Source organism: Nocardia sienata NBRC 100364 (genome assembly GCF_001613205.1).
GTDB classification, from domain to species: domain Bacteria; phylum Actinomycetota; class Actinomycetes; order Mycobacteriales; family Mycobacteriaceae; genus Nocardia; species Nocardia sienata.
In genome coordinates, this window is the sequence record NZ_BDBX01000029.1 from 1 (window position 1) to 24,979 (window position 24,979).

Consider the following 24,979-nt stretch of genomic DNA (forward strand, 5'->3'; position numbering starts at 1 on the left):
ACCCTCACGAGCGAGCTCACGTACCCAGCTTCGCGGTCGGTGCCCCGGGTCAGGCCAGTTCCTGCCCCGCTTGTAGAACGATGTTGGTGAAGGTCCGCACGCCCACCGGCAGTGCCCGTTCGTCGAGGTCGAACGTCGGCTGGTGCAGGTCGAGCTGAGGTCCTTCGCCGGACCAGACGCCGAGCCGGGCCATGGCGCCGGGAACTTCCTCCAGGTACCAGGAGAAATCCTCGCCGCCGCCGGATTGCGGGGTGTCGGCGAGGGCGTCGGGACCGATGGCGCGGACCGCGTCGCTGAGCATGCGGACCGATTGTTCGTCGTTGACCACCGGCGGCACACCGCGCCGGTAGTCGAGTTGGTAGCGCACGCCGGTCGGTGCGAGCAGGCCGTCGACGATCTCACGCACCATCGGTTCGAGCAGTGACCAGGTGGCGTGATCGCCGGTGCGGACGGTGCCGGTGAGCATACCGGTCTGCGGGATCGCGTTCGGGGCCTTGCCGGCGCTGACGGCGCCCCACACCATGACCGTGCTGGTGCGCGGGTCGATCCGGCGGGTGAGCAGGCCGGGCAGACCGGTGATGACGGTGCCGATCGCGTAGACGAGGTCGCTGGTGAGGTGCGGGCGGGAGGTGTGCCCGCCGGGCGAGTCCAGCACCAGTTCGACGGTATCGGCGGCGGAGGTGATGGCACCGACCCGGATGCCGACCTTGCCGGCTTCCAGGCGCGGATCGCAGTGCAGGGCGAAGACCCGGTCCACGCCGGTCATCGCGCCGGCCGCGACCATATCGATGGCACCGCCGGGCATGACCTCTTCGGCGTGCTGGAAGATCAGCCGGACCCCTACCGGGAGATCGAGGTCGGCCAGTGCCAGCGCGGTCCCGAGCAGAATGCTGGTGTGCGCGTCGTGGCCGCAGGCATGCGAGACGCCGGGCACCGTCGAGGCGAAGGGCCGGCCGGTGAACTCCTGGAGCGCCAGCGCGTCCATATCGGCGCGCAACGCGATCCGCGGCGCGTCCTCGGGACCGATATCGCAGATCAGGCCGGTGCCGCTCGGCAGCACCCGGAACGAGAGTCCGGCCTTCGTCAGCCAGGTGCCGACGAATTCGGTGGTCGCGAATTCGGTGCGGGATAACTCCGGGTTGGCGTGGATGTGCCGGCGCCATTGAACGAGATCGACCGTGTGCTCGGCCAGCCACGCCGTCACCGCGTCCTGTCCGTCTCGCACCGTACGGCCGGTTGTGCTCACCGAATGTCCTCCTGTCGTAGAACGAGCAGCTGTGAACCACTTCGCCACGTGCGCGGATCGCCCGTACACGTATCGGCCGCGGCCGTGGCCGCGGTACATACCGGCGGTTCCGCTATCCCCCGGGGAACGGCCGTATCCTCCAGTTTCGCACCGCTACCGCATCCCCGCGCGGCGGCATCCGCGCCGCACCCGCGTGTCCGGTGGGGCGAGGGCGAGCCGGTCGCCGCCCGGCCGGCTCGCTCCGGGCTAGTTCGAGGCGAATGCCAGGTTATCGGGCGTGGTCGGCACCGCGAGGCCGGCCAGCGCCGTGGCGTGCAGAGAGCGTTTGATGACGGGCAGGCTGGGCGTCCGATTGGCGGCCAGCCCGGCGGCCCGCTCCACCGCGGCGGCGCGTAGCGCTTCGGCTTCGGCGATGTCGTCCACGATACCCGCCGCTCGGGCTTCCGCCGCGCCGAACCGGTGGCCGGTGGTCATGGCCGCGACCGCCACCTGGTTGGTCAACCGGGTGCTGAGCAGGGCGTTCATCCCGACGGTGAACGGCATTCCGAGGTGCACCTCGGGTAGGCACCAGAACCCGCGGTCGGCGCGCATCACCCGGAAATCGTGGGAGGTGGCGAGCATGGCGCCGGCGCCGAAGGCATGACCGTTGACGGCCGCGACGGTGGGCAGCGGGAACGCTAGAAGCCTGCTGAACACGCTGTGCACGCGGTCGAGGTAGCCGTGCATCCGGTCGAGATTCGCGAACAGCCAGTCGGTGTCGAGTCCGTTGCTGAAGAATTTGCCGGTGGCGGTCGTCACCAGCGCGGCGGGCCCCTCGCTGGCCACTACGGTGTCCAGCAGCGCGTGCGTCTCGTCTATCCACTCGTGGCTGAAGCGGTTCTCGCTGTCGGTCTGGCCCGCATTGCCCAGCGACAGCACAAACACGTTCCCATCACGTTCCAGGTACGGCATCTGTGCAGCGTATCGGCTACGGAACGGTGAGGACCGCCGGAGGCCCAACCGGCGGAGGTGGTTCGGAGCGGCCGACGGCGTGGGAGGCCATACACTGACCGCCATGCTTGCCGAAGAGGCCGCCGAGGAGATCGCGGCCCGGTCGTCGGTGGATCGACACCGGGTCGCGGTGGTGCTGGGTTCGGGCTGGCAGGACGCCGCCGCCGAACTCGGAACCCCCAACGCCGAGATACCCATGCCCGAGCTGCCCGGATTCGCCGCGCCCACGGCGCAAGGTCATGTGGGGCGGGTGGTGTCGGTATCGATCGGCGACACCCACGCCCTCGTGCTGATGGGACGCCAGCACCTGTACGAGGGTCATTCCGCCGAGGAGGTCGTGCATCCGGTGCGGACCGCGATCGCGGCGGGCGCGGAGACGGTGATCCTCACCAACGCCGCCGGCGGTATCCGCCCGGGTATGCGGGTCGGGGACGCCGTGCTGGTGCGCGATCACCTGAATCTCACCGGTACCACGCCGCTGACCGGACCTTCCTTCGTCGATCTGGTCGACGCCTGGGATCCGGAGTTGCGCGATCTCGCCCGGCGTGTCGACCCGGACCTGACCGAGGGTGTGTACGCCGGGCTCACCGGACCGCAGTACGAGACACCCGCCGAGATCCGCATGCTGGCCACGATCGGGGCCGATCTGGTGGGGATGTCGACGGTGCTGGAAGCCATCGCGGCGCGCGCCCTCGGCGTCCGGCTGCTCGGCATCTCCCTGGTCACGAACCTGGCGGCCGGGGTCACGGGGGCGCCGCTGGCCCATGCCGAGGTGCTCGCGGAGGGCCGCGCGGCAGCGCCGCGACTGGGCAAGTTGCTGCGCGGTGTGCTGGAGCAGCTGTAGATGCTGACCTTCGGCACGGCGGGTCTGCGCGGACCGCTGGCTCCCGGCCCGGACGGGATGAACGAGACCACGGTGGCGCGGGCCACGGCCGGGCTCGCAGCCTGGCTGCGGGACCGCTGCCTCGGCGGCGGCACGGTGGTGGTCGGCCGGGACGCCCGGCACGGATCCGCGGAATTCGCGGCGGTCACCGCCGAGGTGCTGGCCGCGGCCGGTTTCGCGGTGACCCGGCTGCCCGAACCGCTACCGACACCGGTGACCGCCTTCGCCGTGCGCGAATCGGGCGCGGTGGCGGGTGTGCAGATCACCGCCTCGCACAATCCGCCCGGCGACAACGGGTACAAGGTCTTCGTCGACGGCGGCGCCCAGCTGGCGCCGCCCGCCGATACCGAGATCGAGCAGCGGATCACGGCGGTCACCGAACCGATCGGACGCATTCGGGTCGCCGCGTCGGGTGGTGCGGTCCTGTCGCACTATCTGGCGCGGGTGGCGCAGTTACCGCGGCTGCTCGGCGGTGCCGGGGAGCGCGCCGGGGTCCGAATCGCATTCACACCGCTGCACGGTGTCGGCGGCGCCACCGCCGTGCACGCGCTCACCGCCGCCGGTTTCACCGATATCCACGCGGTGACCGAACAGTTCACGCCCGACCCCGATTTCCCCACGGTGGCCTTTCCGAACCCGGAGGAGCCGGGAGCGGCGGATCTGCTGCTGCGGCTGGCCGAGCGGGTGGACGCCGATCTGGCCGTGGCGCTGGATCCCGACGCCGACCGGTGCGCGCTGGGTGTCCCCACCCCGGACGGGTGGCGCATGCTGCGCGGGGACGAGACGGGGGTGCTGCTGGCCGACGACGTGCTGCGCACCGCACCCGCGGACTCGCTGGTCGCCACCACGATCGTCTCCTCGCGTCTGCTGTCCCGGCTGGCGCCGGCGCGGGGCGCGCGCTACGCCGAAACCCTCACCGGCTTCAAATGGCTGGCGCGCGCGGGCGAGGGCCTGGTCTACGCGTACGAGGAGGCGATCGGGCACTGTGTGGATCCGGCGACCGTCCGCGACAAGGACGGTATCTCCGCGGCGGTGCTGGCCGCCGACCTGGTGTCCCGGCTGCGTGCCCGCGGCCGCACATTGAACGACGAGCTCGACGATCTGGCCATCGAATTCGGCGTGCATGCCGGCGATCAGGTCTCGCTACGGCTGCCCGATCAGCGGGCGGCCGCCGCGGTGGTGGAGGCGCTGCGGGCCGCGCCGCCGGGAACACTGGCCGGGACCGCGGTCGACTACACCGACATGGCGGCGCTACGGGGCCGGATGCGTACCGACGCACTGGTCTTCACCGGGGACGGCGTGCGGGTGGTCGTCCGGCCCTCGGGCACCGAACCGAAGCTCAAATGCTATCTGGAGGTGGTGCACCCGGTTTCCGGCCCGGCCGGGTTGCCGGCCGCCAGAGGTGCCGCGCAGGAGCGGCTCTCGCAGTTGCGCGACTACTGCCGCACGCTCGCCGGCTGAGCCGGGTTCAGCGCGGTCCGAACTGCCGGTCCCCCGCGTCGCCGAGACCGGGCACGATAAAGGCGTCCTCGTCGAGACGGTCGTCGATCACCGCCGTCACCAACCGGACCGGATATCCCGAACCCGCCAGCGCCGCGATACCTTCCGGCGCCGCCACCACGCAGACGGCGGTGATGTCGAGCGCACCCCGGTCGGCCACCAGACCCAGCGTGTGCAGCATGGATCCGCCGGTGGCCAGCATCGGGTCCAGCACCATCACCGGGGTGGCCGACAGGTCGTCGGGCAGCGATTCCAGATACGGGACCGGACGGTGGCTCTCCTCGTTTCGCGCGACACCGACGAACCCCACCTGTGAGTCCGGAATGAGGTCGGTGGCGGCGCCGACCATGCCGAGTCCCGCCCGCAGGACCGGTACCAGCAGCGGCGGCCGGGCCAGCCGCACGCCGCGCGTGGCCGCGACCGGCGTCGTGATATCGAAATGTTCTACGGGCGCGTCCCGCAGCGCCTCGTAGACCAGCAGTCTGGACAGGTCCCGCAGGGCGGCCCGGAAGGCGGGGTCGGGAGTGCGTTCGTCGCGGAGCGTGGTGAGCAGTATCGCCACGAGCGGATGATCCAGCGTGTGCGTGCGCATGAGGGAACGATAAAGTCGAGCGGGTGGAGGCGGCCGTCGCGCCGTGACTTTCGCGGAAATCGAATTCCGCGGAACCGTGCGGGAAGCCGATGCGTCGAAACCGGTAGATGACATACTCTGCCCGTTAACGAAGTCGATGGGGGAACCTCTGATGGTGAACATCTCAGCCGATGCCCAGGGCATCGCGGCCTACGGCACCACCGCCGGGGTGATGGCCTCCGAACTCGCGGCGGCGGGGGCCGGGGCCGCGGGTGCGGCGCCCACGGTTCTGGGGCCGATCTTCGGTCTGATCGGCGGCGACTTCCTCGCGGCCTACGCGGCCGCGCACGCCGGTCATGTGGCGACGATCGGCCAGCTGTCCGCGGTGCTGGGCACGATGAGCGGGGCGGCCGGTGTGGCCGCGGTGAGTTACGCCGAGGCCGATACCAGCAATGCGGCCGCCCTGCGCGGTGTCGCCGGGGAGTGACCCGGTGATCGATATCAATACGCTGGCCAGGCCGATTCTCGAGTTGCTCGCCAGTTTCGGCACCGGCGTGCTGGCCACCGGTGGCCCCGGCGACGCACTGCGTTCCGCGTCCACGGCGATCGACCAGGTCCACACGCTGGGCCGCAGCGGCATCAATCAGATGAACACCGCATGGGACGGTACCGGCGCGGACGCCGCGACCTCGAAGGCGCTGCGCGTGCAGACCTCGGCCGCGAGCATCTCCGACCGCGGCAACGAGATGGCCACCGTGATGGGCCAGGCCGCGGCGCATGTGGAGACCGGCAACAAGGATCTCACCGCCATCGCGCAGTCGTTCGTGAACACCGCTGCCGCGGCCGCGCCCGCCCTGAGCACCCCGGCGGGTATGTCGCTGCTGGTGGGGTCCGCGATCGATCATCTGGGCCAGGCGCTGGGCGTGGTGGGCCGGGTGCAGAACGAACTGCAGACCCAGACCTCCTCGATGAACGAACTCACCCCGCCACCGCCCACCCCGTCGGCCGCCGGTACCGCGCCGGTGAGCACCCAGGCCGTGTCGACGGTGGCGTCGGGGCTGAGCACTGCGGCCGGGATGGCCGGCTCGATGATGAGCACCGCCATGTCGTCGAGCCCGAGCGGCACCACCTCCAGCTCCGGGACCCCGCAGAAAACCGCCACCTCGACCGGTACCACCACGGGCGAGGGCGTAAAGGTCACCCTGCCGGACGGCAGTGTGGTGGAGGCGCCGAACGAAAAGGCCGCCACCGCGGTGAAATCGGCCCTGGGCACGCTCGGCACCCCCTATGTCTGGGGCGGCAACACCCCCGGCGCCGGGCTGGACTGCAGCGGGATGACCAAATACGCATACGGCGAGGCCGGCGTGGAGCTGCCCCGGCTGGCCCATGAGCAGGCCAACGGCGCCACCCCGGTGTCGCCGGGCGATCTCATGCCCGGCGATCTCGCGGTATGGGACGGCCATGTGGCGATGGTGGTCGGCAACGGCCAGTTGATCGAAGCCGGTGACCCGGTGCAGATCAGCTCGGTCCGGACAGAGAACAGCGGCATGGAATTCCTCGGGTTCTACCGGCCCACAGAATGAACCGCACCCAGTACAGACACCCTTATCGGGGACGGACAGCCGATCATGACGAGTGGACAGAATTATGAGTGAGCAGCAGCTTCCCGAGGTGCCGAACGTCACGATGGCGGTCAGCCGCAATCGAACCGGCACGCTGTCGGTGCGCGCCACCGACCAGGGCATGCCGGTGGAGATCAAATTCGAACGCAGCGAATACCGTTACGGCGCACAAGCTCTCGCCGATGAGATCCTGCGGCTGACCCGTCGTTCCACCATCGCGGCCAAGGCCAAGCGCCGGGAATTGCTGGCGGAGAACGGTATGCCGGCCGACATCCTGGACCAGCTCGGTCTGCCCACCCGGCAGCAGGCGGTCGACGAACTGGACCGGATGGACGATGCCGACACCGGTCCGACAAGTTGGATGAGACCGGTATGAGCGGCCCGCACACGCGACACCACCACAGCGGATTCCCGCTCGGACCCAGGAGAGATGTATGAGCGCGGAAATGGACGCCCTGGTCGCCGGCGCCACGCGGAAACTGGAGGCATTGGAAGCGGCCCTGTACGGACTCAAGCAGGTCCGCGGCCGGTTCGGCACCGAGGATGGGATGGTCACCGCCGAGGTCGACAGCGACGGCGCACTGGTGAGTCTGCAACTCACCGAGGCGGTGACCGCGTTACCGCCCGCCGAAGCCGCCCAGCTCATCATCTGGGCTTGCCGGCAGGCGGCCGAGGACGCCGGCGGGCAGCGTTCGGAGGTCGTTGCCGCGCTGAACGAATCGTTCGCACCGGCACCTCAGGGAGTGGTCGAACCGACCGGAACCGGACCGGGCGGCGCCTGATCGGGCAGCTCGCCGGGCACACCTGGCCCGCGCGGCGCGGTTGCGCGCGGGCCGCGGCCCCGGAAACCCCGCCTCCGCTGCAGCTGTGCGCACCAGGAGTGGGCTCCGCCCAGCTGGACCTATTAGGCTTCCGCGTATGGCTTCTGGAGACATCGTCCCGATCGAGCTCGGTCTGACCGACGGCGATCTTGTCACCCTGTGGGCACCGCGCTGGCGTGACGGTGACGACGAGTGGGAGGCGTTCCTAGGACACGAGGACGCCCTCTACGGCTTCGAGTCCGTGGCCGAACTAGCGGCCTTCATCCGGACCGACGCGGACAACGATCTGATCGACCACCCGGCATGGAAGGTGGTCGCGGGCCTATCGGCCGCCGAGCTCGAGCCCGGCGACAACTACTCCTTCGATCTGGTCGGTGTGCCGGAACTGGCCGCCGGTGACCCGGATGTGGACACCGTCGCCGAGTTGGAGGACACCTTGGCCATGGTGCGCAATATCGGTGAGGTCTGCGAGCTCGAAACGGTGACCAAGTTCTTCGGTTCGCATCCGTCACTGGGCGCCCTGGCCGGCGGCACCCATATGTTCGCGGGCCGCGACGGCGAGGAACTGTGGGATCAGATCGGTGCCGCGGTGGCCAAGAGCTGGGATGATGTGCTCGACGCCATCGATTCGGTGGTGCGGGTGCCCGAGGTCGACGCCGAGGCGGTCGCCCTGGCCGAGGCCGAGTTGCTGGCCGCCGAGGAGAACGAGGTCGACGCCGACGACGCGGCCGACACCGACGACGACAGCGATTTCGAGCCGGTCGACCTGGACGAGGACGACGACGAAGACGCGGAGCTCACCTTCTGGGAAGAGGTCGGGATCGACCCGGTCAAGATCGTGACGGCCGATACCGAATACTTCACCCTGCGCTGCTATCTCGACGACGAACCGATCTTCCTCGGGGCCGGAAACTCGATTTCGGTATTCGCCAGCGAGCGGGCACTTGCCCGGTATCTCGCCGACGACCACGAACACGATCTGGCACGGATCAGTACCTTCGCCGAAGTGCAGACCGCCGCCATCGACGGATCGCTCGAGGTCGAGGTCACCGAGGAGAACGTCTACGTACTGCCCGGCCTGGCCGATGACCTGGCCGAGGGACCGGAAGCGGTCGATACCGAGCAGCTCGACCTGGTCTTGGAGCTGTTCTCCGATGCCGCCGACTACGCCGACGACGACGCGGTGGAACAGGCCCTGTCCAAATCGACCCCGCTCGGGTGGTATGTGTCCTACCTGCTGAATCCGGACCCGACCCGGATGGCGCCCAATCCGCCGTTCGACGCCGAGGCGCGCGCCTGGCGCGAACTCGAACGTAATTTCGAGTCGCGCCTGTCTCCGCACTGACCCGCCCCGCGGCGGTCGGGACCCTAGGTCTCGATGTGGACACACGGCGTGACAATCGGTCGATAAACCGGCAGCGACTGGGCAAACTGACTGGCCAGCGGCGTTGTCGTTGCGCAGCCACTGCCCGGTTCGTCCCGGTCGGCGGTGACACGCCGCCGTATAAGGGCGGATGTACTAAGGAGGACGCATGCCGACAGTGCGGATCGAGCTCGATCAGGATCTGCTGGCGGCTGCCGGGGCCATCATGGGCACGGCGTCGAACAAGGCGACCATTCACGAGGCGCTGCGCCGGATCGTGGTGCACGAGCGGCAGCTACGGCATTTCGAGCGGCTGGCGGCGTCGGCGCTGAACCGTTCCCCGCAGCCGGCGGTGGTCGACGGCTGATCCGGGCCGGGCACCCGTCCCCGCCGATCCGGGCCGGGCACCTGTCCCCTCCGATCCCGGCCGGACCCACCGGAACTGTCGGTACCCGCTGGCATGATGGCACGGAATCTGGAGGGGGAATCATGCCGGTACCGATCACCGATCTGCCCAGGGCACAGCGGCCGCGGGAACGCCTGTGCGCGCTCGGCCCCCAAGCGTTGAACGACGGTGAGCTGCTCGCCCTGCTGCTCGGTCAGGGCCGCCGCGGCGAGAGCGCAGTCGAGCTCGCCCTGGCCCTGCTCGCCGAGTTCGGCGGAGTGTGCGGATTGGCCTCGGCACGGCCCGAGGAACTGGTGCGCCGGCCCGGTGTGGGAGTGGCCAAGGCCGCGGCCATCGCCGCCGCGTTCCAGCTCGCCGCCCGGGCCCGCACCGGCACGCAGGCCCCGGCACCGCTGCTGCGCGCCGACGATGTGGCCCGGGAGGCCGCCCCGCTGTTCGCCGGGGCCCGGGTGGAGCGGCTGCTGGTGCTGATCTGCGACGCGCGCAACCGGCCACGGCAGCGGGTCTTCGTCGCCGAGGGCGCCATCGACGAGGTCGCGGTACCGGTGCGCGAGATACTGAACACGGTCCTACGCCACGACGGTCGCGCCTTCGCGCTGGCACACAATCATCCCTCCGGTGACCCGACCCCCAGCCCGGACGATCGCCGGGCCAGCACCCTGCTCGCCGCGGCGGCGCGAACGGTCGGCCTGCGGTTCCTCGACCATGTGGTGATCGCGGGCGACTGCTGGCGGCGGGCCGCCCCGTTCGAGGATGCCTTCCCGTGAATCCACCCCCACGCCCGCTCACCGCCGGCTCGGTAGCGCATGCGGATCCCGGCCGTATCCGACCGAGCGGCTCTCGCTCGGTGCCGGTCATGAACGCGTATTTCCGGTATCTCGGGCCCGTCAGGTTCTCGGTTCGACTGCCACGGCAGCCGTCGATCCCGCGGGTATCTCGCGGCCCCGGCGGCGACCGGCCGCCAGCCGGGAACCGATCAGGCCCTGCTGGGGTGCGAACAGATACACCGCGGTGAAGACGATGCCCTGGGCCAGCACAGTGGTCGCTCCCGGTGCGGTGTCGGCGTAATAGCTCACGTACAGGCCGGTGACCGCGCAGAGCGCCGAGAGCACCGGGGCGATCACCAGCATCCGCCCGAACCGGTCGGTGAGCAGGTAGGCGGTGGCGCCGGGAATGATCAGCATGGCCACCACGAGGATCACCCCGACCGCCTGCAGGGCCACCACCGAGGTCAGCGCGAGCAGTCCGAGCAGGGCCGCGCCCAGGACTCGCGGGTTCAGGCCGAGGGCGTAGGCGTGGGTGGGGTCGAACGCGTAGAGCGTGAAATCGCGGCGTTTGAGGACGAGCGCCACGAAGACCAGCGCGGCCAGTCCCGCGATCTGGGCCAGTTCCTCCTGGCTCACGCCCAGCAGGTTGCCGAAGATGATGTGGTTGAGGTCGGTATTGCTGGGCGTCACCGAGACGAGTACCAGGCCGAAGGAGAACAGCGTGGTGAACACGATGCCGATGGCGGCGTCCTCCTTCACCCGGCTGGTGTCACGGACCACGCCGATCAATCCGACCGCCAGGAATCCGAAGATCACCGCCCCGACGGCGAACGGCACCCCTGCGATATAGGCCAGCACCACGCCCGGCAGCACCGCGTGCGACACCGCGTCTCCCATCAGCGACCAGCCCACCAGGACCAACCAGCAGGACAGCAGTCCGCAGACGACGGCCGCGACGAGGCTGGCGGTGAGCGCGCGCACCATGAACGCGTAGCGCATGGGTTCGAGCAGGAATTCGATCAGGTCCATCGCGCTCACCGCTGTCCGATGACGTCGAGGCCGAAGGCGAGGGCGAGGTTCTCCGGCCGCAGGGCCTCCTCCGGTGCGCCGTGGACGAGTACCCGCCGCATCAGCAGCACGGCCTCGTCGGCCAGGCCGGGCAAGGCGTGCAGATCGTGGGTGGAGATCAGGACGGTCGCCCCGTCGGCCGCGAGTTCGCGGAGTAGCCCGGTGATCGTCGCCTCGGAGCGTTTGTCCACCCCGGCGAACGGTTCGTCGAGCAGCAGGATCCGGGCGCCCTGCGCGATACCGCGGGCCACGAACGCGCGTTTGCGCTGGCCACCGGAGAGCCGGCCGATCTGGCGGTCGGCCAGTTCGGTCAGTTCGACCCGCTCCAGCGCCTCCTCCACGGCCGCCCGGTCGGCCCGGCTCGCCCGCCGGGTGAACCCCATCCGGCCGTACCGCCCGGTGGTCACAACATCGCGCACCGACAGCGGGAACGACCAGTCCACGGCCTCGTTCTGCGGAACATAACCGAGGAGCCCGGCCCGCCGGGCCGCGACCGGGGCGGCCCCGCCGATCCGGACGGTGCCGCGGTCGGGAGTGATCATTCCCATGAGGGTTCTGAACAGGGTTGATTTCCCGGACCCGTTCATCCCGATGAGCGCGCAGACGCGGCCGGCGTCCACAGTGAGCCGGACCTGGTCGAGTGCCTGGACCTCGCCGTAGTAGACGGTGACGCCGTCGACGTCGATCGCGGGGATTGTCATGGCCTGCTCCCGGTGAGTGCTGCGGCGATGGTTTCGGCGTCGTGCCGGATGAGGTCGAGATAGGTCGGCACCGGGCCGTCGGCCGCCGACAGCGAATCCACGTAGAGCACCCCGCCGAATCTCGCCCCGGTGGCCTCGACGACCCGGCGCATCGGGGCGTCGGAGACGGTGGATTCGCAGAATACCGCCGGAACCTCGTGGTCCCGGACATACTCGATGACCCGGGTGATCTGCTGCGGGGTGGCCTGCTGCTCGGCATTGACCGCCCAGAGGTAGTACTCCGACAGGCCGGCGTCACGGGCCAGATAGGAGAAGGCGCCCTCGCAGGTCACCAGCGCGCGCTGGCGCCGGGGCAGGTTCGCGAGGTCAGCGACGAGTTCGTCGTGGACCTGCTGCAACTGCTGCTTGTAGGCCTCGCCGTTGGCGTGGAAGTCCGCCGCGTGCTCGGGCACGAGGCGGGCGAAGGCCGCGACCATATTGTCCACATAGACGCGCACGTTCAGCGGTGACATCCAGGCATGCGGATTGGGTTTCCCGGCATAGGCGTCGGAGGTGATCGGGACCGAGGCGACCCCTTCGCTCACGGTGATGTGCTCGGCGTCCAGGTCGGCGACGAACTGACCGAACCAGGCCTCCAGGTTCATCCCGTTGTCGAGGATCAGATCCGCTTTGGCGGCGCGTTTGATATCGCCCGGGGTGGGCTCGTAGCCGTGGATTTCGGCACCGGGCTTGGTGAGCGATTGCACCTCGAGGTGACCGCCCGCGACGTTCGACGCGATATCGGCCAGCACGGTGAAGGAGGTGACGACGACCGGTTCACCGGTACGCGGCAGATGGAATGTATCGCAGGCGGTGAGCACGACGGTGAGACCGCAGGCCGCGAGCACGGCGGCGATCCGGGGAAATACCTGCATACCGAACCACCCACCTTCCGCGTTCGATGATAAGTTCGGCCAACCTAATTTACAACTTCGCCCAATGGAAGATCTTGGGGAATGCGTCCCCCGGCGGAGTGCCCGTCGAGGCAGAAGCTCCCGCCGGCACCCATCCGACGCGTCGCACAACCCACACAACGCCCTGCGTCATCGACAACCCCTCGACTCCCCGCGCTTCGCCGAGGGACACACAGTTCGACGAGCGCGGAAGCAAACGGACCGAGGCCGTTGCCAACCGCGTTGCAGCGGACTGATCGCCCGCCGCGCTTACCGAGCCGGTGGGTGGGCAACCGCGGATCGCATGACGCCGGGAAGTGGCCTGACCGAACCGGTTCGAGAGACCCGATTGCCCATGACGGCGACGTAGGATGCCTGGCATGACTGCGGAGGGAACACAGGGCACGCCAGACGTGGTGGAAGACGTTTTCGAGGGCATGGCTACAGGTGTGGAAGTCGAAGCACCCGACGCCGACGCTCCCGCGATCCAGCGCCCCTGGAATCCCGAAGAGATTCGCGTCAACACCAGCCAGTTTTCCTTACGGAATATTCTCGATCAGATCGACGAAGGGTCGCTGGAACTCGCACCGGACTTCCAACGCGGTCGAGTATGGCGCCCGGAACAGAAATCGCTGCTGGTCGAGTCACTGTTGCTGAAAATTCCGTTGCCGGCCTTCTACTTCGCCGAGGACAGCGACACAGCCTTCCACGTGGTGGACGGCCTGCAGCGCCTTTCCACATTGCATGATTTTGTTCGCGGCGAGGATACGCGCTTCTCTCTCAAGGGCCTAGAGTACGTCAAGGGTGCTGACGGAAAGTATTTCTCCGACCTGCCCGTCCAATGGCAGCGTCGAATATACAACACCCAATTAGTCGTCAATGTCATCGATCCGACCGCCACACCGGACGTGATGTACGACATTTTCAAACGTATCAACACAGGTGGCACCCCGCTCAACGCGCAAGAGATACGACACTGCATGAGCAAATCACGCAGCCGGGAAATATTGAAGCGAATGACCCACACCGACGAATTTTCCATGGCAACCAATGGGCTCACGGATCATATTCGAATGGACGACCGCGAGATGGCACTTCGCTTCTCCGCATTCTGGCTGCTCGGCATCGAGCGCTACTTCGAACAACCTGTCATGGAAAGCTTTCTCATGCACACCACACGACTGTTGGATGATCCCGAGAAGCTTCCGGACAGCACAGTCCGCGAGCTGGAGGAAACATTCAAATCCGCGATGATCAACGCCTATACCATTTTCGGTGACCACACTTTTAGGAAATGGCCACGGGGTTCGGTACGACGCTCGCCTATCAACCGAGCACTATTCGAAACCTGGTCTATCGCGGTGGCAAAATCGGAGCGGGACGACCTGGAACGACGACGCAATGACATCAGGCACGCCGCCCAGGCAAGGATGACGCACGACATCCGATACCTCGATGCCATCACGTCGTCCACTTCCGATCGTCGGCGAGTTGCCTACCGCTTCCGAGCCGCAGCAGAGGACGCGGAGGCCGGAAGATGATCGGGTCCCTCGATATCTCGAATTTCAAATGCTTCGAACAAGCATCATTCGCCATGCGGCCGTTGACCGTTCTTACCGGAGTAAATGGCGGTGGAAAAAGTACAGTGCTGCAATCGCTGCTACTTGCACGCCAGGCGACCACCGGGGATGGCCGAACTGTTCAGTTGAACGGCCCCTACGGCTTGACACTCGGAGAAGCTCTCGAGGTCTTGCACCCGGCCTCGTCGAATCCGGAAATCTGCGTGCGGCTCGCCGAAGCATCGAACGGCGGGACGGAGAGCTGGGAATACCGGTTCGGAGTGCCGGATAAAGAACAGGCGCTGCATCTCACGCTGAACAGCGCTCCCGACCACCACGCACCGGGAATCCGTAATCCGGGCGCAGGATTCACCTACCTTTGCGCGGAACGCCTTGGACCACGGGATATCTTGTCAGTATCCGCGCAGGAGCCGGACGCGATCGGCGTCGGCGTGCATGGTGAGTTCACGGCACAGGTGCTGGCGCTGCGGGAGATGCGACAGGTCACCGCTCGGCTGACCGTCCGCGAACAGCTCCAGCACCCCGAAGCCGGGAGCGCCTCGCCGAGACTCCAGGCCGAGGCGTGGGCCTCGGAAATCATCCGGCCGATACGCATCACCGCACAGTGGGCCGCCGGAATCATGGCGAGCACTATCCGATTCCAGGAAACCGGCAGCTACGGAGCGGAAATCCGACCGGTGAACACGGGTTTCGGTGTCTCCTACGCACTTCCGGTGATCGTGGCGGGTCTACTGACACAGCCCGGGGATATGCTGCTCGTCGAGAACCCCGAAGCCCACCTGCACCCGGCCGGCCAGTCTCGCCTCGGCCAGTTCTTGGCCAGAGTCGCGGGCAGCGGTGTACAGGTGGTGGTCGAGACGCACAGCGATCATGTGCTGAACGGCGCGCGCCTGGCTGTGGCGGAAGACGAGACTCTGCGGGCGGGCGATATGGTGGTGCACTATTTCGATCGGGACGGCGTCGCGCCGATCCAGATCAACGACAAGGGGGAGCTGGACCATTGGCCCAGCGGCTTCTTCGACCAAATCGAAAGCGACCTGGGGAGACTCGCCCGTGCTCGACGCCGCTGATCGGTACCGCACGGTTGTCGACGAAGGCAGCCTCGCACTCGGCAGCCTGTCCGCCACTGAACTGTGTGATGCGCTGGAGAGGTTCGCTGATCTGCTGGAACCGCTGGCCGATGGTCGGCAGGTAGCGATCATGGATTTCGCGTACGAGATCGAGTGCTGGGACACAGTCACGCTCGCGGACCTCTGGTACGTGCCGGATGACAGGGTACCCCGGGATACACGAGTCCGGCTGGCCCGGCTACTCGACAAATGTCGGGCCGTCACCCCGTCCGAGGCAGATCTGCCGCAGGAGATCCGAGTACACGGAACGACCCGCGAGACCTCCTGGGGCATGGCACATGCGCTGAACCGCTGCGCTGCCGGCTGGATGACCTCCTGCCTGGTCGTGCACAGTCCACTATGGTCTTCCGGCTGGATCAGCGTCGAACACGAGTCCGGCCGGACCGAACTGCACATCCTCACCGACGAGACCGAGATCCCAGACTTCTGGCGCGGTGTAATACTGCGAGAGCAGGTGCCGGAGGCCTCGTTCTTCGCAATGGCGGCGTCGGCGTTCCCCGGTCTGCTCCTCGCGGATTCACTCGGGTTTCATCACTTCCGCGGCGTGTACACCGAGGTACTGCCCTGGGTCGTCCGGGTATTGGCTGCGGTAGACGACCATTTCGCCGAAATCCTGGCCGAGCATCATGGTGATCACAACCGCGTGATCAGCGAATTCAGCGCGCTGGGCATCGATATCTCGCCGGAGAGCCCGAAGACCAAGAAGGATAAAAGGGCCTGGGCGCAGCGGAACATCGAATACCGCGGGCGGGAATACCGCTGCGAGTGGCACGGCAAGCGTCTGTGGGATCGTGACCGCATCCACTTCTCGCTGCCCCTCGCCGAGCACGACGGCAAAATACTCATCGGTGTGTTCGACGGGCACCTGGACACCTGAGTATGGGAGCCGAAGGTTGTCAGCGTCTATAGCTACGACGGAAGCACGGCCTGGCACCTGCATACCGAACCACCCGCCTTCCGCGCTAGGCCATAAGTTCGGGAACCCTAATTTTCAACTTCGCTCAATGAAACAAGGTGTTGGACCGGGCGCACGTGGACCGCACGGGGTCCGGCGTCGTCGGCGATCTGCCAGATGATTCCGGTTCCGAACTCGCTTCGGCTGCGCTTGGTAGAAAGAGAGGATGGGTATGGATTTCCGGTTCGGTGTGAACATGGTCTCCTCGGATTCCCGGGACGAGTGGGTCGAGAAATGCCGAAGGGCGGAAGCGCTCGGTTATGACGTGATCGGCATTCCGGACCACTTGGGCCTGCCTGCGCCGTTCCCTGCGATGATGCTGGCCGCGGAGGCGACGGAACGGGTGCGACTCAACACCTTTGTGCTCAATGTGCCCTTTTATAATCCGGCGCTGCTGGCGCGTGATGTCGCGACGGTCGATCAGCTCAGCGGCGGCCGGGTCGAGCTGGGACTCGGCGCGGGCTACGTCGAGGCCGAGTTCGAGACCGCGGGCATTCCGTTTCCCAGCGGTGGTCGACGCGTGGACCACGTGGCCGAGACTGCCGCAACCCTGAAACGCCTCTACGCCGACGCCGACTACCGGCCTCGCCCGGCACAAGCAGGCGGCCCGCCCCTGCTGATCGCGGGTTGGGGCGAGCGCATGCTGCGGGTGGCAGCCGAGCATGCCGATATCGTCGCGGTCACCGGAGCGGGGACCGCCGGTAACGGGCAGCTGACGCTGGCCGGGCCGTCCGAGGTCGCGGGCCGCATGGCCTACCTACGCCGGCTGCTGGGCGACCGGGCCGACACTGTCGAACTGAACCTGCTGATCCAAGCATTGGTCTCGCCCGGCGAACGCGACGAAGCCCGCCAACGACTGGCGCCGCACCTGCCCGCGCACAACACCGACCCACTCGAAGAGTTCATCACCATCCTCGTCGGCACACCGGAACAGATGGCCGACCGGCTGCGCGAGCGCCGCGAGACCTACGGCATCAACTACATCACTGTGCTCGAGCCCAATATGGAGAAGTTCGCGCCGCTGATCCAGCTGGTGCGCTGACCCGATCACCATGAGCCGCGATCGAATGAAGCGCGACGTGAAGACCGATTGGACGGTCCGTGACGATGTCCGGGCCAAGCTCCGTTCGACGATCAAACGACTGTTACGCAAGTACGGCTACCCGCCGGACAAGCAACCGACCGCGATCCGGCAGGTCATCGACCAGATGGAGGTGCTGGCACCGAGGTACGCGGAGGAGAATCGGGCGGCCTCGACCTGAGCTTCGACGAGCTGCGTGCATCCATGAATCTCTCTCGATAAGAGCGGGAAACGTCGGGGGGTCTCAGTACGCTTGGGCGATGGACGACATCGACAAAGCGGCGCAGAATGACCCGGAGTGGGTGGTGTGGTCGAGTCCGGAGCGCATCTCGGCAGCGATCGACAAGCTGTTCGCGGAGACGCTCGCGGGGATTCCAGCCGACTGGAAAACACTGACCGGTTCGGCCAAGCCGATAGGTTCGATGCCGGTGGGCGTGGACCGGTACAGCGACGAAATGACCCTGCACTGGCTCGACGATGCGTTCGACTACCTCGTCCCAGAGGAGGATGTGCTCTACTCGGACGAGAATCGCGAACTCGTCGATCAATTCACCTGCTACATCGGCGAGTATTTCGTTCGGCACTGTGGCGGCCGGTGGGTCAATGACCCGGAAGTGCAGGTGTTCCACAGCTTCGGTCCGACGATCCGCTACGACTGGACCGACCAGATCGACTACCCGATGAATCTGCTATTCGACGCAGCAGACCAGAACCGCTTCATGGTGATCAGTCTCGGGTGGTATTCCAGGTCGATCGACTACGCCGAGACGCACGGGTTGGCACACGAGGGTCTAGAGCTACGACGGAAGCACGGCCTGACCTGATCAGGGGACGGGGGGATGTCCGGCGAAGAGGAAGAACGCCGTCGTCGTGCTGTAGAGCGAGAACGTAAAGAACAGCGCACACGATCGGAACTCGGCCGCAAGTCGAACGACATCGGGAGATTCTTTCACAACGGCATCGCGCAGATGCGAGGCGAGACGCACCAAAACGGCTGGCAGAGCCAGAGATCCATCAAGCTACCGTCCGGCCGAGAGCGGATACACGACGGTGCCAGATCCCTGAACGACAACGAATTCAGGGAGTACAAGCACGCCAAAACGGTCGGCGGCGAGTTCGTGATGGAGCAGATATCCAAGGATCGGGAGAACCTCCAGACCGATCCGAAGGCCAAAGGCGCCTGGGTCGTCATCGAAGGTTCCCCTGATCCGGCCGCCCGCAGGGAACTGGAGAAACTCGAACGGGAATTCGAGGGGCGGTTCCAGCTCATCGAGATAACCCCGGAGCAGGCCCGGAAAGCCGCAGAGATCGGCCAGGACTTGGAGCGGAATCCCAACCAACTGGAGCTCCTCGACTCCGGAAAGTTGCGGGCCCGGGAACGCGCGAAGGAGATGCGAGAGAAGAGACAGGAGAAGGACCGAGTCCAGGCCGCGGCCAGGGAGGCGATAGAGAAGCGGGAGCGGGAACGCCGGATACTCGAGGAACAGCGTAGGCAGCGGGAGGCCGTGAATCGGGTGGCCGAGCGTGTTTGCCAAGAGCGGGAGGCCGTAGCCCGCGGAGAAAGACCCGCCATGACCGGTCACGAGGCCGCGGATATCCTCCGGATCAACCGGCCACCGCCCGGGTCCCAATCGCCCTTCCGGGAATCTCCCCAGGTGACGCGCAGAGGAGAGGCGCCCGGACGGAATAGAAGCCGTGGGGTGGAGCGGGACGGCCGATAGCCCTGCTTCGATACTGTGTCGGCGTGGACTCGACCGAAGTTGCATTCAATTCAATTTGGTCGAAGGTGGGGCGGCAGTGTCACGGCACGTGTCCAGCGTGGCGCGGCGGCGCCACAAGGAAGCGGTGCGGAACCCGCCGGTATAGCCCGCTACGGGCGGTCGAGCCGCCCTTTCCGCAGGGTTGTGGTGAAGGCGTCCCACTCGGCCGGGGTGAAGACGAGGGCGGGTCCGGCCGGGTTCTTCGAATCACGCACACCGACCATGCCACCGTCGAGGAAGGCAGCCTCCACGCACTCCCTGCCGCCTGCGCTGCGGCTCGATTTGAACCACCGGGCCGTGGACAGATCTACGGTCATGCTCGGTACTCCCTGGCTGCTATCTGCCTTATCAGACGTTTGCTTGCTGCAACGTCAAGCGACGATCGCTGGATGACGTCGTAGGTCTGACGATACCGGCTCACATCCTTGGCGCGCTCCAGGTACACATCACCCGCGGAGGATTCGATGTAGACAACCGTGGGTGAGTTCTCGCGCCCTCTGCCGTCCCGGCCGAAGTCCAGGATTATGAACGGGCCGGTCGGGAGGCCAGCGGGAAACCCCGCCGAGAAAGGGAGTACGGACACCGTCACATTCGCGGGCATATTCGCCAGGTGATTCAACTGCGCGCGCATCACGTTCGCGCCACCGACCACAGTGCGCAGCACCGATTCGTGGACGGTCAGGTCCACGTCGGCGGGCTTGGTCTTGCGGGTGATGAGCGCCTGACGCTTGGTCTTGAATTGGATGCGCCTGTCGCGGGCTTCCTCGGTTTCGTCCGGCAGGGTGAGGCGTTCGAGCGCGCGGGCATAGTCCGGGATCTGGAACAGTCCGGGCAGCACGTTCGGCTGGTAGATGGTCAGGTGCCGGGCCGAGGATTCGAGTCCGACGTACAGGTTGAAGCTGCGGAATATGACATCGTCGAACTCCTGCCACCAGTTCTTGACTGCCGCCTGCCTCGCCAGGCTGGTCAAGGCGGCAATGACTCCGGCGTCGTCGATACCGTAGACCCGGCAGAGCGCCTCCACATACGGCACCCGGATACCGGCGAGCCCCCGCTCGATCCGCGAGAGCGTGCTCACCGAGAGCTGGATCAGCGGTGCCACATCGTCGAGGTTCATATTGACCGCTTCGCGGGCTTCCCGGAGGTAGCGCCCGAGCTGGCGGCGGGGCAGGGTGGTCGAGCTGTTCTCTGGCACAGGGGGTTCCTCGCTTTGCATTTCGAGCGATGGCCATTTGCACGCTGCAACCCTTGTACGCAGCTGTGACAACCGCTCTGGCCTTTTGGACATACTGGGAAGCAATTGCGCGCTGCGCTTGTGCTGGCCTCGTGTCCGGTGGTGTGCTGGATTCACTCGGCAGCCGGGAAATTATCGAATCAGCAAGCCGCCCAGAAAGATCCCCATCTCAGGTGCGACTGGTTCGAGACATTACCGCGAATTCTCAGGCAATCAAGTGGCAGTAATTCCGCACATCGCCTCCGGCCGCCGGGCCCACCACCCACACCCGTCGACCGGGAGCCGTAACCATGACGATCAACGGAGCAGGTCCACCCAGTACGCCGGCCCGTCGGCCGGCGCGTACCGGCGCGGCACGAATACTGTGGGGTATTTGTACCGGCGCGGCACGAACATCTCGCGGGCACCGTCCGGTTCGCGGCGTACACGCGGGCAATTGCCCCGGGACTTCGGCTGGCAACCATACCGTGCGGGTCCGCACGTGAGTACGCTGCGGCGCGCGGTGGCCGTGCGCGCCCACGGCAGCGATAGCGGCGATATCGACCGGTTATGCGATATCCACGCCCTCCGTGTCGTGTTCACGGCGTACATCGGGGCAGGGTCGGTGCACGCGCCGGTGATCGCCGCCCGCCATGCGATCGAACACGACGCCGACGTCATCCTGGTTCCGGATCTCGGCACCGACGCGGCCCGGTCGCAACCGTGGCGCGCGGTGACCCGAATCGCGGATCTGATCACCGCCTCCGCGGTGCTCGAATTCGGCTGCTGACCCATCCCCTCGTCGCGGTAATCGATACCGCGCCGACCGGATGGCTCCTACCGGGAACTTCCCCGTTCCTATCCCGCGAATCCGCGGGTACGCGAGTCCACTTCTCGATCTCGATTGTCTGGAGTGTGTTCCGTCATGTCTTCTTCCCCTGTCTACGATCGTCGCGTTCTCGTGGTCGGTGCCGGTCCGTCCGGGCTCACCCTTGGCATCGAACTATTGCGCCGGGGTGTGGATGCCCGTGTCATCGACAAGCTGGACGGCCCGGTCACCACATCGCGGTCGTTCACCGTGCACGCCCGCACGCTGGAACTCCTCGAATTGGCGGGGGTGGTCGAGGAGTTCCAGGACCGCGGCCTGCGGGGTGAGTGGATGGACTACCACTTCCAGGGTGCCGCGGAGAAAGTGCGCCTGGACTTCACCGGGCTGGACAGCCGCTACCCGTACTACCGGGCATTGAGCCAGCAGGACACCGAGGAGATTCTTCGGCGCCGGTTCACCGGGTTGGGCGGGGTCGTCGACTGGCAGCGGGAACTCGTCGCCGTCGATATCGGCCCCGGTGGCGAGGTCACGGCGACGGTGCGGGATACGCGGTCCGGTCGCACTGAAACAGTGCGACCACACTGGTTGATCGGCTGCGACGGGGTGCGCAGCACCGTCGCCGCCGCGCTCGGTGCGCCGGCCGATCGTGTCGAGTACGCCGGCACCACGATGCGGATGATGGATGTCCCACTCCGGGCGCGAGCGGACCGGCCGGTGGAGGTCGGGGGCGTCGATTACCGCATCACCCGGGATCGGATGCTGCTCACGGCCGCACTGCCGGGCGGGGTGTGGCGAGTGTTGATCAGCGATACCGGCGACGCGCGGGTTGCCGATATGTCGGTGTCCGCTTTCCAGGCCGTCGTCGACGAGCACTTCGGTGGCGCGGTGCGTTTGGGGACCCCGCAATGGTCGTCGGTGTTCCGGACCCGGCGGCGATTGACCTCCCGGTACCGAAACGGGCGTGTCCTGGTCTGCGGGGATGCCGGGCACGAACGCTCACCGGCCGGTGGGCAGGGAATGAACACCTCGATGCAGGATGCCTTCAATCTGGGGTGGAAACTCGCGGCGGTGGTGCACGGCGACTCCCCCGCCGCGCTGCTGGATACCTATGAGGCGGAGCGGCGCCCGATCGCCGAACAGGTGAAGGCGGGCACCCATGAATTGCATTCGGTGTTGATGAACCACGGGATGCCCCTCGCCGAACGTCTCGCCATGGCCCGCGAACCCGGGTTCACCGACCGTGCGGTCGCCCGGATCTCCGGCCTCGCCTACCGGTATCCGGCGACCGCAGCCGCACACGCATTCTCCGGGCGCACGCGATCGGACGGTCTCGGAGCCGGGGACCGCGCGCCGGATGTGGAGATCACCCCGCGGCTGCGCCTGTACGAGAAGCTGCGGCATCCCGGGCACACCCTGCTGATCACCCACCGCGACCCGAGCGCGGCCGCACACACCGCGGCGCTGGTCCACCGGCTGTATCCGCAATTCGGCCACCGGGTGCAACCGGTGGTGATCACTCCCCCCGGCCACCACCGGCCCGCCCCGGCCGGCGCGATCACCGCCGACAGCCACCAGGTCCACGAACGCTACGGCGCCCCGGCCACCGACACGCTGTGCCTGATCCGGCCCGACGGCTATCTGGCCTGCCGGACCACCGAGCACCGCACCCTGCACACCGCCCTACGCGCGACCTTCGCCTGATCCGCAACCCCACACCTGCCACCGCAGAACCCGCCGCACCCGGGCATTCCGCCGGTGCCCGCCCTGGAACCGTCCACTTCGCCCGCCTGCCTCACCCTGCCCGCCTCGCGCCACCTGCCGCGCCCGACCGAGTTGTCCGATCGCGGTCGGTGGCCGGTGCGCGGGCCGGTCTGTGCTCACTCCGGGCCGCCGAGCCCCCACCCGATAGCCCTTTGTCCTCCGGAAAGAAAGCTGCTATGCCCTCGTTCACTGCGCCACCATCGGTCTCGCTTCCCGGCTCCGTATCGCCGACCGGCTGCCGGGTCGCCCACGGCGTTCCCGCCGAAACCGGTTCCCGAGTGCCCCTGTACACCCCGGAATTCGCCGCCGACCCGCACCGCACCTACCGCACGATGCGCGAACAGTTCGGGGACTTCGCGCCCATCGAACTCGCGCCGGGCGTACCGGCCACCCTCGTCCTCGGCTACCACACCGCACGCCGCATCCTGCACGACCCGGACCACTTCCCCACCGACCCCCGCACCTGGCAGCACACCGTCCCCGCCGACTGCCCGGTGCTGCCGATGATGCGTTGGCAACCCGCGGCCCGGTACAACACCGGGGTCGCGCACACCCGCTACCGGCAGGCGTCCACGGCCGCCATCGACGCCATCGACGGCCACGCCATGCACGCGACGGTGGAGCACATGGCAGCCCGGTTGATCGACGCCTTCGCTACGTCCGGGTCCGCGGAACTGGTCACCGACTATGCCCGGCCCCTCGTCATCACCGTCCTCAACCGGATCATCGGCTGCCCATCCGATATAGGGCAACGAATCGTCACGGGCACGGCCGCCCGCTTCGACACCGTCCAGGCCGCCGACGGCATGTACCTCCTGCACACCGCACTCACCGAGCTGGTCGCGCTCAAACACCGGTGCCCCGGTGACGACGCCACCACCCGCCTACTCACCCATCCCCACCGCCTGGACGACGAAGAAGTACTGGCACAGTTGATGAGCTTCTACGGCGCGGGCGGCGAAGCCCAACCCAACCTGATCACCAACACCATCCTGCTCATGCTCACCGACCCCCGCTTCGGCGGCAGTCTCCTCGGCGGCAGCCTGTCCACCCGCGACGCCCTCGACGAGGTGCTGTTCCACGACCCACCCATCGCGAATTTCTGCACCACCTACCCCCGCACCCCGGTCCTCGTCGGTGATACCTGGCTGCCGGCGCATCAACCCGTGGTGATCAGCCTCGCCGCCGCCAACACCGACCCCGCTCTGACCGGCGGCGACCCCACCGGTAACCGGGCACACCTCGCCTGGAGTGCGGGACCACACGCCTGCCCCGCCCGCACCCTCGCGTACCTGATCGTGCAAGACGCTGTCGATCAACTCCTGGACGCGATCCCGGATATGGAGCTCGCGGTCGCACCCACGGAGTTGGGGTGGCGGCCCGGACCGTTCCACCGCGCACTGACCGCGCTACCGGTCACCTTCCGGCCCTCCCCACCGGTCGACCTCCGGCACGACGCCGGTGACCGGGGATGATCCGGTATTCGCTGGCCGTGCATCAAGCACTCACCCTCTATGAGTCACAGTTCCGGGAGGTCCGCCCATATATCGACCCGAACCACCGCAGCGCTGGTGGCAATCCCGGCGACTGCTACACCGACCTGGCCTTCGACACCGCTGATCCGGACCACGCACTCTCCACCGGTACCACCCACCCACCGCCCATGCCCCCGACTGCCACCGATACCTCGCGGACTCCGCCTACCTCGGTGGGCTCCGCCGGGATCCTGCCCTGGGGCGTCAGGGTCGATGAGTACCCGGACACCTGAAAACGAGAAACGAGGGTTGTTCTCCCGCTATC

At 67.3% G+C, this 24,979-nt stretch carries 27 protein-coding genes and 1 pseudogene; 20 read left to right on the forward strand and 8 right to left on the reverse strand.

Annotated features, from left to right (window positions below; all coding sequences use genetic code 11):
- Positions 1–49: 49 nt before the first annotated feature.
- Complete coding sequence (locus tag NS4_RS16415) at positions 50–1,204, reverse strand: M20 family metallopeptidase (RefSeq protein ID WP_439955791.1); 1,155 nt, start codon at positions 1,202–1,204, stop codon at positions 50–52.
- Between the two features lie 288 nt (positions 1,205–1,492).
- Positions 1,493–2,197: an enoyl-CoA hydratase-related protein gene (locus NS4_RS16420; protein ID WP_063060420.1), complete on the reverse strand. Its 705-nt coding sequence runs from the start codon at positions 2,195–2,197 to the stop codon at positions 1,493–1,495.
- Between the two features lie 103 nt (positions 2,198–2,300).
- On the opposite strand from NS4_RS16420, the gene NS4_RS16425 reads away from it, so the two are divergent.
- Both NS4_RS16425 and NS4_RS16430 read left to right on the forward strand, forming a co-directional pair.
- Complete coding sequence (locus NS4_RS16425; protein ID WP_063060542.1) at positions 2,301–3,080, forward strand: purine-nucleoside phosphorylase; 780 nt, start codon at positions 2,301–2,303, stop codon at positions 3,078–3,080.
- Positions 3,081–4,580, forward strand: a complete 1,500-nt coding sequence (locus NS4_RS16430) for a phospho-sugar mutase (RefSeq protein ID WP_063060421.1) — start codon at positions 3,081–3,083, stop codon at positions 4,578–4,580.
- 7 nt (positions 4,581–4,587) lie between these two features.
- On the opposite strand, the gene upp is transcribed toward NS4_RS16430, so the two are convergent.
- Positions 4,588–5,211: a uracil phosphoribosyltransferase gene (upp, locus tag NS4_RS16435; RefSeq protein ID WP_063060422.1), complete on the reverse strand. Its 624-nt coding sequence runs from the start codon at positions 5,209–5,211 to the stop codon at positions 4,588–4,590.
- A 151-nt stretch (positions 5,212–5,362) separates the two neighbouring features.
- On the opposite strand from upp, the gene NS4_RS16440 reads away from it, so the two are divergent.
- The 7 genes from NS4_RS16440 (at position 5,363) to NS4_RS16470 (ending at position 10,169) form a co-directional block, all read left to right on the forward strand.
- Complete coding sequence (locus tag NS4_RS16440; RefSeq protein WP_063060543.1) at positions 5,363–5,677, forward strand: DUF2563 family protein; 315 nt, start codon at positions 5,363–5,365, stop codon at positions 5,675–5,677.
- Positions 5,678–5,681: 4 nt separating this feature from the next.
- Positions 5,682–6,773, forward strand: coding sequence for a C40 family peptidase (locus tag NS4_RS16445; protein WP_174552101.1), 1,092 nt, complete (start codon positions 5,682–5,684; stop codon positions 6,771–6,773).
- 64 nt (positions 6,774–6,837) lie between these two features.
- Entirely contained in the window at positions 6,838–7,188 is a 351-nt protein-coding gene (locus NS4_RS16450) for a hypothetical protein (RefSeq protein WP_063060424.1), read from the forward strand.
- Positions 7,189–7,246: 58 nt separating this feature from the next.
- Positions 7,247–7,594: a YbaB/EbfC family nucleoid-associated protein gene (locus NS4_RS16455; protein WP_063060425.1), complete on the forward strand. Its 348-nt coding sequence runs from the start codon at positions 7,247–7,249 to the stop codon at positions 7,592–7,594.
- 136 nt (positions 7,595–7,730) lie between these two features.
- A complete protein-coding gene (locus tag NS4_RS16460) occupies positions 7,731–8,978 on the forward strand; it encodes a SatS C-terminal domain-containing protein (RefSeq protein ID WP_063060426.1) in 1,248 nt (415 codons plus the stop codon).
- Between the two features lie 187 nt (positions 8,979–9,165).
- Positions 9,166–9,363: a type II toxin-antitoxin system VapB family antitoxin gene (locus NS4_RS16465; protein ID WP_063035759.1), complete on the forward strand. Its 198-nt coding sequence runs from the start codon at positions 9,166–9,168 to the stop codon at positions 9,361–9,363.
- A gap of 122 nt (positions 9,364–9,485) precedes the next feature.
- The gene (locus tag NS4_RS16470; RefSeq protein ID WP_084487374.1) at positions 9,486–10,169 is read left to right on the forward strand and encodes a JAB domain-containing protein; all 684 of its coding nucleotides are present in this window, start codon (positions 9,486–9,488) and stop codon (positions 10,167–10,169) included.
- A 120-nt stretch (positions 10,170–10,289) separates the two neighbouring features.
- Here NS4_RS16470 and NS4_RS16475 read toward each other — a convergent pair whose 3' ends face one another.
- From NS4_RS16475 to NS4_RS16485, 3 genes are read right to left on the reverse strand one after another with little or no spacing between them, the layout of a single operon-like run.
- Entirely contained in the window at positions 10,290–11,198 is a 909-nt protein-coding gene (locus NS4_RS16475; RefSeq protein WP_063060427.1) for a metal ABC transporter permease, read from the reverse strand.
- A 5-nt stretch (positions 11,199–11,203) separates the two neighbouring features.
- Entirely contained in the window at positions 11,204–11,938 is a 735-nt protein-coding gene (locus tag NS4_RS16480; RefSeq protein ID WP_063060428.1) for a metal ABC transporter ATP-binding protein, read from the reverse strand.
- Positions 11,935–12,852 (reverse strand): metal ABC transporter substrate-binding protein, encoded by a 918-nt coding sequence (locus NS4_RS16485; RefSeq protein ID WP_063060429.1) that lies wholly within the window; start codon positions 12,850–12,852, stop codon positions 11,935–11,937. The genes NS4_RS16480 and NS4_RS16485 overlap by 4 nt, the downstream gene beginning before the upstream one ends.
- Before the next feature lie 398 nt (positions 12,853–13,250).
- On the opposite strand from NS4_RS16485, the gene NS4_RS16490 reads away from it, so the two are divergent.
- From NS4_RS16490 to NS4_RS16520, 7 genes and pseudogenes are all read left to right on the forward strand, one after another.
- Positions 13,251–14,411, forward strand: a complete 1,161-nt coding sequence (locus NS4_RS16490) for a DUF262 domain-containing protein (protein WP_063060430.1) — start codon at positions 13,251–13,253, stop codon at positions 14,409–14,411.
- On the forward strand, positions 14,408–15,520 hold the full coding sequence (locus NS4_RS16495) for a DUF3696 domain-containing protein (protein ID WP_063060431.1): 1,113 nt from the start codon (positions 14,408–14,410) through the stop codon (positions 15,518–15,520). The genes NS4_RS16490 and NS4_RS16495 overlap by 4 nt, the downstream gene beginning before the upstream one ends.
- Entirely contained in the window at positions 15,504–16,457 is a 954-nt protein-coding gene (locus NS4_RS16500) for a hypothetical protein (RefSeq protein ID WP_063060432.1), read from the forward strand. Before NS4_RS16495 ends, NS4_RS16500 begins: the two co-directional genes overlap by 17 nt.
- A gap of 244 nt (positions 16,458–16,701) precedes the next feature.
- Positions 16,702–17,577 (forward strand): LLM class F420-dependent oxidoreductase, encoded by an 876-nt coding sequence (locus NS4_RS16505; RefSeq protein ID WP_063060433.1) that lies wholly within the window; start codon positions 16,702–16,704, stop codon positions 17,575–17,577.
- 25 nt (positions 17,578–17,602) lie between these two features.
- Positions 17,603–17,797, forward strand: a pseudogene (locus NS4_RS16510) (type I restriction enzyme endonuclease domain-containing protein); the annotation flags it as partial.
- A gap of 79 nt (positions 17,798–17,876) precedes the next feature.
- Positions 17,877–18,440: a hypothetical protein gene (locus NS4_RS16515; protein ID WP_063060435.1), complete on the forward strand. Its 564-nt coding sequence runs from the start codon at positions 17,877–17,879 to the stop codon at positions 18,438–18,440.
- Positions 18,441–18,455: 15 nt separating this feature from the next.
- Positions 18,456–19,337: a hypothetical protein gene (locus NS4_RS16520; protein ID WP_157106084.1), complete on the forward strand. Its 882-nt coding sequence runs from the start codon at positions 18,456–18,458 to the stop codon at positions 19,335–19,337.
- Positions 19,338–19,486: 149 nt separating this feature from the next.
- On the opposite strand, the gene NS4_RS16525 is transcribed toward NS4_RS16520, so the two are convergent.
- Positions 19,487–19,693: a DUF397 domain-containing protein gene (locus NS4_RS16525; RefSeq protein ID WP_063060437.1), complete on the reverse strand. Its 207-nt coding sequence runs from the start codon at positions 19,691–19,693 to the stop codon at positions 19,487–19,489.
- Entirely contained in the window at positions 19,690–20,571 is an 882-nt protein-coding gene (locus NS4_RS16530) for a helix-turn-helix domain-containing protein (protein WP_063060438.1), read from the reverse strand. Before NS4_RS16530 ends, NS4_RS16525 begins: the two co-directional genes overlap by 4 nt.
- A gap of 520 nt (positions 20,572–21,091) precedes the next feature.
- Here NS4_RS16530 and NS4_RS16535 point away from each other — a divergent pair.
- The 4 genes from NS4_RS16535 (at position 21,092) to NS4_RS16550 (ending at position 24,947) form a co-directional block, all read left to right on the forward strand.
- Entirely contained in the window at positions 21,092–21,379 is a 288-nt protein-coding gene (locus NS4_RS16535) for a hypothetical protein (protein WP_063060439.1), read from the forward strand.
- A 135-nt stretch (positions 21,380–21,514) separates the two neighbouring features.
- The gene (locus tag NS4_RS16540; RefSeq protein WP_084487378.1) at positions 21,515–23,119 is read left to right on the forward strand and encodes an FAD-dependent monooxygenase; all 1,605 of its coding nucleotides are present in this window, start codon (positions 21,515–21,517) and stop codon (positions 23,117–23,119) included.
- Positions 23,120–23,355: 236 nt separating this feature from the next.
- Complete coding sequence (locus tag NS4_RS16545) at positions 23,356–24,654, forward strand: cytochrome P450 family protein (RefSeq protein WP_063060441.1); 1,299 nt, start codon at positions 23,356–23,358, stop codon at positions 24,652–24,654.
- Positions 24,651–24,947: a hypothetical protein gene (locus NS4_RS16550; RefSeq protein WP_063060442.1), complete on the forward strand. Its 297-nt coding sequence runs from the start codon at positions 24,651–24,653 to the stop codon at positions 24,945–24,947. The genes NS4_RS16545 and NS4_RS16550 overlap by 4 nt, the downstream gene beginning before the upstream one ends.
- Positions 24,948–24,979: the final 32 nt, after the last annotated feature.